We start from the raw sequence: 13158 nt of genomic DNA, 5'->3' as shown, positions 1-13158 counted from the left end.
GAGAGGACTCTGAGATCCGGCCGCGGGTCAGCCGCCCGGGCGAACCAACCCCGTCTCATAGGCCAGCACGACCGCTTGAACCCGGTCGCGCAGGCCGAGTTTGGTAAGCACCCGGCCGACGTGCGTCTTGACCGTGGCCTCCGACAGGTAGAGCTGCTCGGCGATCTCGGCGTTGGAGCGCCCTGCCGCGATCTGTTCCAGCACCTCGCGCTCGCGGACCGTGAGTACCGCGAGCACCCCGGGGTCGCGCATCCGCGCCGGGTCCTCGGCGATGAGGCGGCCGAGCAGGCGTTTGGTGACCTTCGGCGACACCACGGCGTCACCGGCGGCGACGCTTCGGATGGCCGAGATCAGGTCCTCCGGCGGCGTGTCCTTCAGCAGGAATCCGCTCGCCCCGGCGCGCAGCGCCCCGAGCGCGTGCTCGTCCAGGTCGAAGGTCGTCATCACCAGTACCCGGCTCCCGTGCCCCGCCTCCACGATGCGCGAGGTGGCGGCGACCCCGTCGACGACGGGCATCCGCACATCCATCAGCACGACATCGGGGCGCAGTTCCGCCGCTCTGGCGACCGCGGCGGCGCCGTTGGCAGCCTCGCCGATCACCTCGATGTCGGGGTGTGCGCCGAGCACCATCTTCAGCCCCATACGCATGAGTTCCTGGTCGTCGACAACGAGTACGGTGATCGGCACCTCCTCAATCTAACGTGACCGTTGCGACATGCTGGTGCGGCGGTCGCGCGGCGGACCGGTCCGCTCGCGTTGCCCCGCAGCGCGGACCAAGACCGAATCCTTGTGACATGCATAGGGATTCGCGTCGCTCCTGCCTCCGAGGCGCACTTTCTCGGCGCGGCTCACTCCAACGAGCCGGGCTGAAGCGGGATACTCGCGTACACCTGCCAAGCGCCTTCCGAATTGCGGCCCGCCTCGAGGCTGCCACCGAGCACCGCGACGCGCTCGCGCATTCCGACCAACCCGAGACCACTTCCCTCGATACGAGCGCCCGGCTCGCGCAGCGGCACGCCGCCGGAGTCGGTGACGTCGATCAGAACGTCGGAGTCGGTGCGTCGGACGCGGACCCACGCCTTCGGATGTGGACCCGCGTGCCGCAGCGTGTTGGTCAGCGATTCCTGCACGATGCGGTGGACACCGAGACTCACCTCGGGCGCTATGTCGTCGAGCCCACCGGTCAACTCCAACTCCACGGCAAGGCCGGTGCCGCGCATCATCTCCACGACCTTGGCGATGCCCGCAGTGCCGTGCTGGGGTAACTGATCGGGCGCGTGCTCGGTACGCAGCAGCGCTACCGTCCTGCGCAGCTCGCGCAGTGCCTCGCGGCCGGTGCTCGCGATAATGGTCAGCGCCTGTCCGGCGGCGTCCGGATCACGGCGCAGCGCGTACTTCGCACCGTCGGCCTGCACGATGATCACGCTCACCGCATGCGCCACGACGTCATGCAATTCACGAGCGATGCGGGTGCGTTCGGCCGAGACGGCGTCGTGCGCGCGGCGCTCCTTGTCATAGTCGGCGACGGCCAGCCGGGCCGCGACCTCGGTGTCGTAGGCGTGCCGTGCACCGATGAACTCCGCGAGTGTCCAGCACAGCGCGTAGAACATGACCGTGAAGATGATGTCGGACCCGGCGGGTTTGTGCATCGCCGCGATCGACAGCATGAGATCGATCACAAGTCCCAGCCCGTACCACAGGCCCTCGCGTCGTCCCACGTAGGCGACCAGCGTGTACAGCAGGATGCCCTGCGAGAGCAGCGCGATGTGGTCGGCGCGGTCGTCGGTGAGGAAGCCGATCAGCGACGCGATCAGCGACAACCCGAGGGTGCAGGCCGCCATCGCCCGCGGGTACACGCGGCGCAATACCACCGGCAACGGAAGCACAGCGCCGATCGCCAGATAGGCGAACTTGTTGTGGGCGTTGCCGACACCGAGGATCTCGAACAGCAGCAGCAGCGCCGCGAGCACCGAATCGGCAACGATGGGCTTGCCACGAAGCCACAGACTGAACCGGCGCACCAGTTCAGCGTAGGTGCCGCGCGCGCCTCGTCCGCCGGACCCGTCGCGCGGCTACTGATCCGCGCAGTGAACGACGCACATCCGGACACCTGGACGGCGCGGCGCTCGGTCGCGCCGCCGTGGTCGCCGACGCGCGCACGACCACGCAATCTGGTTCTCTGGCCCGGTGCAGATAGGTGATTGGGCGGTTCTGTTGACGGCGGCGACGGCCGCGGGCTGGGTGGACGCGGTGGTGGGCGGCGGCGGATTGATCATCCTGCCGACGCTGTTGCTGGTGTCGCCGGGCATCGCCCCGCAAACAGCGCTCGGCACGAACAAACTCGCCGCGGTCGCTGGAACGAGCGCCTCGGTGGTGACCTTCGCGCGCAAGGTACCGATCCGGTGGCGGGTGCTGGTTCCCGCCGCCGTGATCGCCGCGGCGACCGCCGGAACCGGCGCCGCCGCGGTCTCGCTGATCGACCGTGACCTGTTCATCCCGATCGTGCTGGTAGTGCTCGTCGGGGTCGCGGTCTTCGTCACCCTTCGACCGTCGATCGGCGTCACGCTGGCCACCCACCCACCGACGCGCCGCAAGCTCGTTCTCACGGTGGCGCTCGCGGCCGGACTGATCGGGTTCTACGACGGCCTGCTCGGTCCCGGCACCGGCACCTTCCTGATCATCACCTTCGCCACTCTGCTCGGCACCGAGTTCGTGCGGGCGGCGGCCATGGCGAAGGTGATCAACTGCGGTTCGAACGTCGGCGCGCTGGTCTTCCTCGCCGCGACCGGCCACATTCTGTGGGCGCTCGGCATGACGATGGCAGTGGGCAATGTGCTCGGCGCGATCGTCGGCGCGCGCATGGCACTGCGCAAGGGCGCCGAGTTCGTGCGGATCGTCTTGCTGGTGGTCGTGATCGGGATGGTGATCCGGTTGGGCTGGCAGCAGTTCGGTTGATCAGCCCACCGCTTCGACGCGGTGTGGGCTGAGCCAGGGTTGCAGTACCCGCGAGGTCGCCTCGTGCATGAGGCGGTGCAGGCGTTCGCCGTCCTCCACACCGACCAGCGGCTGCTGGAACAACACCGTGAGCGCACCCGACACCGCACCGACCACCGCACCGACCAGCGCTGCGGCGCCGACCTCGTCGAGTTCGGCGGGGAATGCCACGTGCAACTGCCTGGCGATCTCGCGCTGCGTGACCAGCTGGGCGTGCGCCGCCCGGCCGCTCACCGACGGCACCGTGCGCGACACCTCGGCGCGCAGCGCCGCGATCCGGGGGCTGAGGTCGTCGATCAAATGCTCGCCGGGGTTGTCGCCCGCGGCGCGCAATGCGCGCAGCACTACCTCCACCGGGCGTTCCCCGGGTCGCCTGCTCGCGATCGCCGCGACCGCGGCGCGCACCCGATCGTCGGACTCCGGGAAGAGTAGCTCTTCCTTGCTGCCGAAATAGTTGAAGAACGTGCGGGTGCCGACGTCCGCCGCGGCGGCGATATCGGCCACCGTCGTCTCGTCATAGCCTCGGGTTTCGAACAACTCGGCAGCAGCCTCGAGCAGAGCTCGGCGGGTACGTTCACGTTTGCGGTCACGGAGGACGGATGGCGGCACGCGGGCACAGTACGGCATCCGGCGAGTGACACGCCGTAAGCTCGGTTTCGCGCGCGCCGTGCACGCGCGCGCCGCCTGGCAATCCATTCGCTATCGCATCCGGCGCACGTTCGCACGGCGTGTCCGGAGGTGTACCACGGCGCCCGGAGCGGCACCGGCTAGGTTGGTGCGGGTGACCACCGCGACCTCCAGGGATGTGGACGCCGAGTTCCTCGGCCTACCGTTGGCCGCCCTGGCCGACGCCGCGTTCGCCGCGGCGACCGCGGCCGGCGCCGAGCACGCCGACCTGCGGGTGCACCGATTGGTCACCCAGTCCATCCGGTTGCGCGACGGCCGGGTCGAGGCGGTCAACGACCGCACCGAGCTCGGCTTCGCCGTACGGGTGATCGTCGACGGCACCTGGGGGTTTGCCTCGCACGCCGCCCTCACCTCGGACACCGCCGCCGAGGTGGCCCGCACCGCGGTCACCGTCGCCACCACGCTACGCGCGCTCAATCGGGAGCGCGTCGAACTCGCCGCAGAGCCGCGCTACGACGACGTGCGCTGGGTGTCGGCCTACGAACTCGACCCGTTCACGGTGCCGACCGGCGAGAAAGTCGCCCTGTTGCAGGACTATTCGGAGCGTCTGTCGCACGCCGACGGCGTCGACCACGTCACCGCGAGTGTGTTGCAGGTCAAGGAGCAGACGTTTTACGCCGACACCGCGGGATCCTCGATCACCCAGCAACGAGTCCGGCTGCATCCGAGTCTCGAAGCGATCACGGTGGACACCGCCGCCGGGGCATTCGAGACGATGCGCACGCTGGCCGCACCGGTGGGTCGCGGCTGGGAGTACGTCACCGGTGCGGACGGAACCTGGGACTGGGACAACGAACTCGCACGCATCCCGGAGTGGCTCGCCGAGAAGGTGCGGGCGCCCAGTGTGCGGCCCGGGCCGACCGACCTGGTCATCGACCCCACCAACCTGTGGCTGACCATCCACGAATCCATCGGCCATGCCACCGAGTACGACCGGGCCATCGGCTACGAATCCGCCTACGCGGGTACTTCGTTCGCCACACCCGACCAACTGGGCACGCTGCGCTACGGCACCCCGATCATGCATGTCACCGGCGACCGCACCGAAGCGCACGGCCTGGCCAGCGTCGGCTACGACGACGAAGGAGTCGCTGGGCAGCGCTGGGATCTGGTACGCGACGGCATCCTGGTCGGCTATCAGCTGGACCGGGTGTTCGCACCGCGCTTGGGCCTGGATCGATCGAATGGCTGCTCCTACGCGGACTCGGCACATCATGTGCCGATCCAGCGGATGGCGAATGTTTCGCTGCAGCCCGATCCGGACCACGACATCAGCACCGCAGAGCTGATCTCCCGGGTCGACGACGGGATCTATATCGTCGGCGACAAGAGTTGGTCGATCGACATGCAGCGCTACAACTTTCAGTTCACCGGCCAGCGGTTCTTCCGTATCCGCGGCGGCAGGCTGGACGGCCAACTGCGCGACGTCGCCTATCAGGCGACCACCACCGACTTCTGGGGTGCGATGGAGGCGGTCGGCGGACCGTCGACCTGGCAGCTGGGCGGCGCCTTCAATTGCGGAAAAGCTCAGCCCGGCCAGACCGCGTCGGTCAGCCACGGCTGCCCGTCGATCCTGGCGCGCGGCATCAATATCTTGAATACCCGGACGGAGGCGGGCCAGTGACCAGCGAGCTGATTCCCGCGGGTGTGGTCGTCGAGCGAGCGCTCGCGCTGGCACGCGCCGATGAGACGATGGTGATCGTCCACGACGAGCACGAGGCCTCGCTGCGATGGGCCGGGAACTCGATGACGACGAACGGTGCCTCGGTGGCCCGGACGTGGACGGTGATCTCGGTGCTTCGCGAGGGACCCACCCACGCGCGGGTCGGCGCGATCGGGTCCTCCAGCGTGGACCCCGACGATATCGAGGCTGTGGTGCGCGCCAGCGAAGCCGCCGCACGCACCGCGGAGCCCGCCAGAGATGCCATGCCCCTGCTGGAGCCGGACGCGGACCCGGATGACGACTGGGCCGCAGCGGCGGCAACAACCGGCGTCGAGGTGTTCACCGACCTCGCCAAGGATCTGGCCACGGGCTTCGACGGCGCCGACCGGCTCTACGGTTTCGCCCACCACCAGATGCAGACCACCTGGCTGGGTACCTCGACCGGCATCCGCCGACGCTTCGTGCAGCCGACGGGTTCGGTGGAGATCAACGGCAAGCGCGCGGTGGGTGCCGAGCTGGCCAGCGGCTGGGTCGGAATCGGGACCGCCGACTTCACCGACGTCGATGTGTCCGGCCTGCTCGCGGAGCTGTCCCGCCGCCTGGACTGGGCAAAGCGCAAGGTAGAACTGCCCGCGGGACGCTACGAGACCCTGATGCCGCCCTCCACCGTCGCCGACCTCATGATCAGCATGGCTTGGGAGATGGCGGGCCGGGGCGCGCAGGAGGGCCATACGGCCTTCGCACGGGCGGGTGGCACCCGAATCGGCGAGCGCCTCAGCAACATTCCGCTCACGCTCTACTCCGACCCGCACACGGCCGGACTCGAGTACCGACCATTCGTCGCGGTGTCCGCTTCGTCGGAATCGATGTCGGTGTTCGACAACGGGCTGCCCGCCGAGCGGGTCGACTGGCTTCGAGACGGGGTGATCGAGTCGCTGATCTACCCCCGCGCGATCGCCGCCGAATACGACACTCCCCCCACGGTTCCCGGCGAGAACCTCGTGTTGACCGGCGGGTCCGACGCGACCCTCGATGACATGATCGCCCGCACCGAGCGCGGCCTACTGCTGACCACCCTGTGGTATATCCGGGAGGTAGACCCGGCAACGCTGCTGCTCACCGGCCTCACCAGAGACGGGGTATACCTCGTGGAAAACGGCGAGGTCACAGCCGCGGTGAACAACTTCCGGTTCAACGAGAGCCCGCTGGATCTGCTCCGGCGGGCCACCGAAGCGGGCGCCACCGAGATCACGCTGGCGCGTGAGTGGAAGGACTGGTTCACCCGAACCGCCATGCCACCCTTGCGGATTCCCGACTTCCACATGTCCTCGGTCAGCCAGGCAACCTGAGGCTCGCCGGGACCGCCCGCGGCGCGGGCGCCACGATGGGCCGGTCAGCCGACCGGGGTGATTTCGATGCCGATGGTGCCGGATTTCCCCCGACGCAGGTTGCTGCCCAGGATGACCAGCGGGGCGGTGAGCCAATATTTGCGCCGCAACAGTTTTCGAACTCGTTCGGTGCCGTCGGCGTCGAGGATACGTCCGGTGCCCTCGACGATCTCGCCGCGCGGCTTGCCGCCCGCCGTACACGGTTGCAGAGTGACCGCCGAATTGCGGCGTAGTCGCTTGACCTTCCAGCTGTCGGTCACGGTCCAGGCGTATAGTTTGCCGTTCTCGGTGACCGCCCACACCGCGGTACTCACCGGAGTGCCGTCTTTGCGGAACGTGGTCAGCAGAACATAGTCGGCCTCGGCGATGGTCCCCAGCGGATTCGTCATGCAGTCAGCGTATCGACCGAGTGCCTACTCCGACATTCGATACTCCCCCGCCTCCAGCCGGGCGAGCACCCCGTCGGTCCATCCCGACAGATTCCCGAACACGCCACTCCACAGCTCCAGCAAATCGGTCGCGTGCGGCGCTTCGTAGCGTCCCGAGAGGGTCGGGATCATGTCGAGCAGCCCGGCGCGAACCTCTTCGCTACGGCGACGCTGTTCGCGCAGCCTCTCGATGACATGCGCGCGAGGCAGCGCAGCCATGGACGCGATGCCCGCGCCCAGTTCCTCATGTCGACGCTGACCAGCGCCTCGTCCATGAGTTTGTGGAACTCTGCGTCACCCGCCTCGGTCAACTCGAAGCTCGGCACCCGAGAACGCCACCATGCCTGCCGAACGGGTCGGTTGTGTGATACTGGTCGACGATGTGGCGAGCAGGCACCAGGCGTTCACCGTGGCGCTGCGCACCCGGTTCGGCGCCGTGCCCACCAAGGACCAGCCACGGATCACTCGATTCCGACCTGGTCAAAGCCGGTTCACCGTGGTCGATCCAGCAGGCAACACGGTGATCTACATCCAGCGCGACGAGCCGAAGAACGTGGAGTACGGCGGTTCCATAGCATTGGACGGACTGGCCAGAGTTTTGGACAACGCCCGCATCCTGCGCGATTTCAAGACCGACGACAAGGCCGCGTTCCGCGTCCTGGAGGTCGGCCTCGGGCGCTTCCATGTCGAAGCGCCCCGCCGGGACGTGGCCAGGGCATTGGCGGCACTCATCGAGCTGGCCATCGCCACCGAGAAGCACGACCGCGCAGCACAACTGCGGGCCGAGTTGCGCGCGATGAAGCTGTCCGACGAGGAACGCGTCGCCGACGACGACGACCTCCGCGCCGCCGACCAGCTCGCGCACTGGCTATCCGAAAATCATGAACGTATACCGGTTCGATGCCCGCACCGAGGTCACCTCGCGCGAGTCAGTACCTGCGGCCCGTCCGGGGTGACGGCCACGGTGTGCTCGGAATGCGCGGTCCGCGAACCGTCCGCTGACCGAATAGTCCAGCCATCGGGATCGGTGACGATGCGGTCGGTCGAACGCGCGAACCACGGCTCGATCGCGATGACGAGCCCCGGCCGGAGCCGGTAGCCGCGCCCGGGGCGACCATAGTTCGACACGTGCGGGTCCTCGTGCATGGTGCGACCGATGCCGTGCCCGCCGAATTCGGTATTGACCGGATAGCCGTGCTCGTGTGCGACCGCCGCGATCGCGGCGGAGATGTCGCCGATTCGGTTACCCGGCACCGCGACCGCGATAGCGGCGGCGAGGGCCTGCTCGGTCGCGCGGACCAGCCGCACGTCCTCGGCGTCGGCGGACCCGACAACGACCGTGGTGGCCGAATCCGCGACCCAGCCATCGATCCCGACGGCGAGGTCCATGCTCAGCACATCACCGTCGCGCAGCGCGTAGTCGAACGGAAGCCCGTGCAGCACCGCATCGTTCACCGACAGGCAGACGGTGTTGCGGAACGGGCCTCGACCGAACGAAGGCGTGTAATCCCAGTAGCAGGACTGCGCGCCCCGCACGCGAATCCGTTCCCGCACATGGGCTTCCAGCTCGAGCAGGTTGACCCCGACCCGCGCCAGATCACGCAAGTCCGTGAGCACATCGGCGACGAAGCGCCCCGCTACTCGCATCCGCGCGATTTCCGCGGGGGTTTTCAACTCGACCATCAGGGTCCTCCATCGCCGGTATTTTAATACCACCCTAACGGCCTCGGTATAAAAATACCAACCACAGAGTTCGCGGCGCCAACCCCGAAGATCGCCGTCCAGCCAGGTCGTTACCGATCCATCACAGTCATGGACACCGGCCGAGCGAGCAGCATCGGCCACCGAAACCGCCGACTCGACGCAGGAGCTGAACCACCGCGCCGGGAGCGCCGGTCACACGGAATAGCGAGAGTCAGCACACACGCCATACCCCCGACAGCCCGCCCGAAATGATCAAACCAGAGTGCGGCGCACCCCAGCCCCGCTACAGGCCGGCCCAGGACGCGGCGAATGCGTCATGCCAGCCGAGCAGTCGCGAAACTCCCAGCGGTACCAGCGCATCACCTACGGATTTCCGAACGGACCGTGCCGCCGGGAGGGCGTCGCGCCGAATTGCGCAGGCGACGGATCAGGCGCCAACCCCACACCTCGAGTGCTGCCGCGAGACTCATATACAGAACGAAGGCGACAATCACCAGGAGCGAACCATAGTCGCGCGACCAGCCCGTCATCAGCAGGAGCGCGGCCAATCCCCCACCGATCAGCATGGCGCCCAGCACCACAGCCGGCACCCCCAACGGCGCAAGATCTTCATCGACGCCGGACAGATATGACGGTCCCGAACAGGTGCTGTCGCGGCGGCCTCGACGAGAGCCGGTAAGGAAGGGGATGTCGAGTGGATTGACGGAAACTCTGGTGACCATGACGTCCTCCGGATGGTCGATCCGATCGACCTGGGTTACGATCCCGCATCGGGATCATCGCTCGCGCATCGCCGCCGTTGGCGAGCAACTCGTATCGCAGTGCCTCGGATCGAGGTACACGGACCGCACACCGATCCAGATGCCTCGATCAGTTAACTATCAGCTCTCAATAGTGTGGTGGGTGTTTCCCGTTGAGGGAACCTCGACTTCAGCACTGTAAATTCACCGATTATGCGTTACCAATTCGTGATCAAATGAGCTTAACCGGGCCGCAACCAGGGGGATCCAGAGCGGCAAATGCCTCATCGAGGCCGCTAAACCACGCAAATGCCACAGGTGAGGTTTATCAAACCGATACAAAATCCGGCTCGACCCGAGCCCAAATTGAATTAAAGCTCAATCTTTTCGCATCTGGCAAACCTTGTCGACGCGCTGCACGCCGATCAACTCCACAACGTCACATGAACTTTCGGGCGGAACCGTGTGACGCCCACGCCGGACCCGTGGATCATCGCCTGGATGCACCGCGGGGTGGTGATGAACCGCAGCAGTTCCGACACCGCAGGCTGGCGGGTGTCGGGCGGCAGAGTGGTCGCACACCATTCGTCGGACACTTGGAGGCCGCGGCCCTTGATGTGGGCCAACCGACCGGCCGCGAGGTCGGACGACACGGCGAAGCCGATCGTCAAGGTGATGCCACCGACCCGGCGGACCTCTTCGAGGGCGGCAGCGTCGCTTTGGAAGATCCGCTGGTGTGATTCGGGAATGGCCAGTTCGCGCAACATCGTCGCGAGGTGGCCACCGACACTGCCCGCACCGGGGCCGAGCATCCAGTGCTGTTCGCGCAACAGCGCCGGATGCGGTACGACATCTACCAGAGGACTGTCGGGGCGCGCGACCGCGATGATCTGATATTTCAGGAACGGCCGCGCGGTGACGGCGGCGTCGGCGCCTTGCGGCCCGGGCCCCAGCGCGATGTCCACCGCACGGGTCTCGATCAGGCTGCGGAACCGGCTGGTGGGATGCACACTCAACTCGACCGACAGATCCTTCGCCCGTGCCGCGAACAGATCGATCAGGCCGGGCGCGGCATGTTCGGCGAACGCGCTCGATGCCGCGATCCGGAGTAGGCGCCGGCCGTGCGCCGCCTCGCTCACCTCGATGGCGGTCTGGCGCTGTAGACCGAGGATCTCGATCGCTCGGCTGGCCAGGCGCAGCCCGCCGGGGGTGAAGGCCAGACCCGCCGCCGCGCGGGTGAACAGCGGGTCGTCGAGTTCCTTGCGCAGCTGGGCGATGTGCGTCGAGACACCGGCATCGGACATCCCCAGCTCTCTGGCCGCCGCATGAACGGAGCCGAGCCGCACCACGGTCGAGTAGGCCCGAAGCTGGGCGGGCGTCACAGTTGGAGTCTACTTTGGAGGTGGATGTGGCGCCTATCGTCGCATCATCGCTGGAGGGCGCAGTATGCAGGACGTGCTCACGGATCTGATGACAACCTGGAACGCCGGGAGGACCGCCGGCGTCGCGACGGTCGTCCGTACCTTCCGCTCGTCGCCGCGACCGCCCGGTGCGGCTATGGTTGTCGCTCCGGACGGGACGGTCGGCGGATCGGTGTCCGGCGGCTGCGTCGAGGGCGCGGTGTACGAACTCGCCACCGATGTCGTCCGGACCGGACGTCCGGTGCTGCAGCGGTACGGTCTTTCCGACGATGACGCCTTCGCTGTCGGTCTTACCTGCGGTGGGATCATCGATATCTTCGTCGAAGCGATCTCGCGGGAGACCTTCCCGGAACTGGGCGAAGTCGCTGCGGATATCGCGGCTCGACAGCCGGTCGCGATCGCGACCGTGATCGAGCATCCCGATACCGCGTGGGTAGGGCGCCGATTGATTATTCGGCCGAGCGAGGCGCACGGCACGCTGGGGTCGATGCGCGCCGACGACGCCATTATCGACGACGCCCGCGGGCTACTCGCGGCGGCGCGCAGCGATGTGCTGTCGTACGGTCCGGACGGGCAGCGGCGCGGCGAGGGCATGACCGTTTTCGTCGCCAGCCATGCCCGGCAGCCGCGGATGCTGGTCTTCGGGGCGATCGATTTCGCCGCCGCCGTCGCTCAGCAGGGATCGTTCCTGGGATATCGGGTGACGGTGTGCGACGCGCGGCCGGTCTTCGCCACCTCAGCGCGGTTCCCGACCGCCGACGAGGTGGTCGTCGACTGGCCGCACCGCTACCTGGCCGCGCAGATCGCGGCCGGCGCGGTCGATTCGCGGACCGTCGTCTGTGTGTTGACCCACGATCCCAAGTTCGACGTTCCGCTGCTCGAGGTCGCGCTGCGGGCGACGGAACTCGGCTATGTCGGGGCCATGGGCTCGCGCAGAACACACGACGAGCGGCTGTCCCAGCTCCGACAGGCCGGCCTCACCGAGGAACAACTCGCCCGCCTTGCCAGCCCGATCGGACTGGATCTGGGTGGCCGGACACCAGAGGAGACGGCGGTGTCCATCGCGGCCGAGATCATCGCGCGGCGCTGGGGCGGACATGGCCGCTCATTGGCCCAAACCGGTGGTCGTATTCACCACGCACAAGGCGTGAACAGTGAGTTAAGTGATTCCTTAACTCGGTCTTGACGACGGCTCGACAGGGGCAGACGCTGGGCTTCTTCCGCTGATGCGAGGCGATCACATGCAAGTTCCTGGGCCATTCGAATACGAGCGCGCAACGGGCGTGGATCATGCCATCGGACTTCTGGACCGGCTGGGCGAGGAGGCGCGGATCGTCGCCGGCGGGCACAGCCTGCTACCGATGATGAAGCTGCGTCTGGCCAATCCGGAATACCTCATCGATATCAACGACCTGGCTGCCGAGCTGGGATACATCGTCACCGATCCGACCCTGGTACGAATCGGTGCGATGGTCCGGCATCGGCATGCGCTGGAGTCCGACGATCTCGCCGCGGTATGCCCGATTTTCCGCGACGCCGAGCGTGTGATCGCCGATCCCGTGGTGCGCAATCGCGGCACGATCGGCGGCTCGCTGTGTCAGGCCGATCCCGCCGAGGACCTCACCACGGTCTGCACGGTCCTCGGCGCCACCTGCCTGGTTCGCGGACCGTCCGGCGACCGGGAGATCACGATGGACGACTTCCTGGTCGGCCCGTACGAAACTGCCATGGCGCACAACGAACTGCTCATCGAGGTCCGGATTCCCCTGCGGCATCGCACATCGAGTGCCTACTCGAAGGTGGAGCGCCGGGTCGGCGACTGGGCGATCGCGGCGGCCGGCGCCACGGTGACACTGCGCGACGGGACCATCGCGGCCGCTCGGATCGGTCTGACGGCCGTCGACCCCGATCCCGCGGCGCTCGCGTCGGCGGTGGAGGTGCTGATCGGTCAGCCGCCCACCGAGGAGGGTTTCGCGGAGGTGGGCCGTCTGGCGAGCGCGGCGTGCTCACCTGGCTCCGATATGCGCGGCAGCGCGGACTACAAGCGCCACCTCGCGTCCGAACTGACGATTCGCGCACTGCGCACTTCGGTCGGTCGAGTTCTGAATGATTCTGCGCTGGAAGGGAACTAGC

At 67.4% G+C, this 13158-nt stretch carries 14 protein-coding genes; 5 read left to right on the top strand and 9 right to left on the bottom strand.

Going from position 1 to position 13158, the window contains the following annotated elements:
- Window positions 1–27 precede the first annotated feature (27 nt).
- Together AB0B25_RS11940 and AB0B25_RS11935 are read right to left on the bottom strand one after the other, a co-directional pair.
- Window positions 28–687 (bottom strand): response regulator transcription factor, encoded by a 660-nt coding sequence (locus tag AB0B25_RS11940; protein WP_357177321.1) that lies wholly within the window; start codon window positions 685–687, stop codon window positions 28–30.
- A 161-nt stretch (window positions 688–848) separates the two neighbouring features.
- Window positions 849–2021: a histidine kinase gene (locus AB0B25_RS11935; protein ID WP_357177319.1), complete on the bottom strand. Its 1173-nt coding sequence runs from the start codon at window positions 2019–2021 to the stop codon at window positions 849–851.
- A gap of 166 nt (window positions 2022–2187) precedes the next feature.
- On the opposite strand from AB0B25_RS11935, the gene AB0B25_RS11930 reads away from it, so the two are divergent.
- Entirely contained in the window at window positions 2188–2955 is a 768-nt protein-coding gene (locus tag AB0B25_RS11930; RefSeq protein ID WP_357177317.1) for a TSUP family transporter, read from the top strand.
- On the opposite strand, the gene AB0B25_RS11925 is transcribed toward AB0B25_RS11930, so the two are convergent.
- Window positions 2956–3603 (bottom strand): helix-turn-helix domain-containing protein, encoded by a 648-nt coding sequence (locus AB0B25_RS11925; protein ID WP_357177315.1) that lies wholly within the window; start codon window positions 3601–3603, stop codon window positions 2956–2958.
- A 172-nt stretch (window positions 3604–3775) separates the two neighbouring features.
- Between AB0B25_RS11925 and AB0B25_RS11920 the strand changes: the two genes are divergently transcribed.
- Both AB0B25_RS11920 and AB0B25_RS11915 read left to right on the top strand, forming a co-directional pair.
- The gene (locus AB0B25_RS11920) at window positions 3776–5305 is read left to right on the top strand and encodes a TldD/PmbA family protein (protein WP_357177313.1); all 1530 of its coding nucleotides are present in this window, start codon (window positions 3776–3778) and stop codon (window positions 5303–5305) included.
- Between the two features lie 68 nt (window positions 5306–5373).
- Entirely contained in the window at window positions 5374–6693 is a 1320-nt protein-coding gene (locus tag AB0B25_RS11915; RefSeq protein WP_357177366.1) for a metallopeptidase TldD-related protein, read from the top strand.
- 44 nt (window positions 6694–6737) lie between these two features.
- Here AB0B25_RS11915 and AB0B25_RS11910 read toward each other — a convergent pair whose 3' ends face one another.
- The 6 genes from AB0B25_RS11910 to AB0B25_RS11885 form a co-directional block, all read right to left on the bottom strand.
- Window positions 6738–7121 carry a PPOX class F420-dependent oxidoreductase gene (locus tag AB0B25_RS11910; protein ID WP_357177311.1) on the bottom strand — a complete coding sequence of 128 codons (384 nt, stop codon included), beginning with the start codon at window positions 7119–7121 and terminating at the stop codon, window positions 6738–6740.
- Between the two features lie 24 nt (window positions 7122–7145).
- A complete protein-coding gene (locus AB0B25_RS11905) occupies window positions 7146–7379 on the bottom strand; it encodes a hypothetical protein (protein WP_357177309.1) in 234 nt (77 codons plus the stop codon).
- 88 nt (window positions 7380–7467) lie between these two features.
- On the bottom strand, window positions 7468–8025 hold the full coding sequence (locus AB0B25_RS11900; RefSeq protein WP_357177307.1) for a hypothetical protein: 558 nt from the start codon (window positions 8023–8025) through the stop codon (window positions 7468–7470).
- A 50-nt stretch (window positions 8026–8075) separates the two neighbouring features.
- Window positions 8076–8843 carry a type I methionyl aminopeptidase gene (gene map / locus AB0B25_RS11895; protein ID WP_357177305.1) on the bottom strand — a complete coding sequence of 256 codons (768 nt, stop codon included), beginning with the start codon at window positions 8841–8843 and terminating at the stop codon, window positions 8076–8078.
- A gap of 380 nt (window positions 8844–9223) precedes the next feature.
- Window positions 9224–9586, bottom strand: a complete 363-nt coding sequence (locus tag AB0B25_RS11890; protein ID WP_357177303.1) for a hypothetical protein — start codon at window positions 9584–9586, stop codon at window positions 9224–9226.
- A gap of 443 nt (window positions 9587–10029) precedes the next feature.
- Window positions 10030–10986 (bottom strand): LysR family transcriptional regulator, encoded by a 957-nt coding sequence (locus tag AB0B25_RS11885; RefSeq protein ID WP_357177301.1) that lies wholly within the window; start codon window positions 10984–10986, stop codon window positions 10030–10032.
- A 64-nt stretch (window positions 10987–11050) separates the two neighbouring features.
- Between AB0B25_RS11885 and AB0B25_RS11880 the strand changes: the two genes are divergently transcribed.
- Window positions 11051–12211 (top strand): XdhC/CoxI family protein, encoded by a 1161-nt coding sequence (locus AB0B25_RS11880; RefSeq protein ID WP_357177300.1) that lies wholly within the window; start codon window positions 11051–11053, stop codon window positions 12209–12211.
- 55 nt (window positions 12212–12266) lie between these two features.
- Complete coding sequence (locus tag AB0B25_RS11875) at window positions 12267–13157, top strand: xanthine dehydrogenase family protein subunit M (protein WP_357177298.1); 891 nt, start codon at window positions 12267–12269, stop codon at window positions 13155–13157.
- Window position 13158: the final 1 nt, after the last annotated feature.

It is taken from the genome of Nocardia sp. NPDC049190 (assembly GCF_040648115.1).
Taxonomy (GTDB): domain Bacteria; phylum Actinomycetota; class Actinomycetes; order Mycobacteriales; family Mycobacteriaceae; genus Nocardia.
The sequence above is the reverse complement of the archived record's forward strand: the minus strand, read 5'-3'. Positions and strand labels throughout refer to the sequence as shown.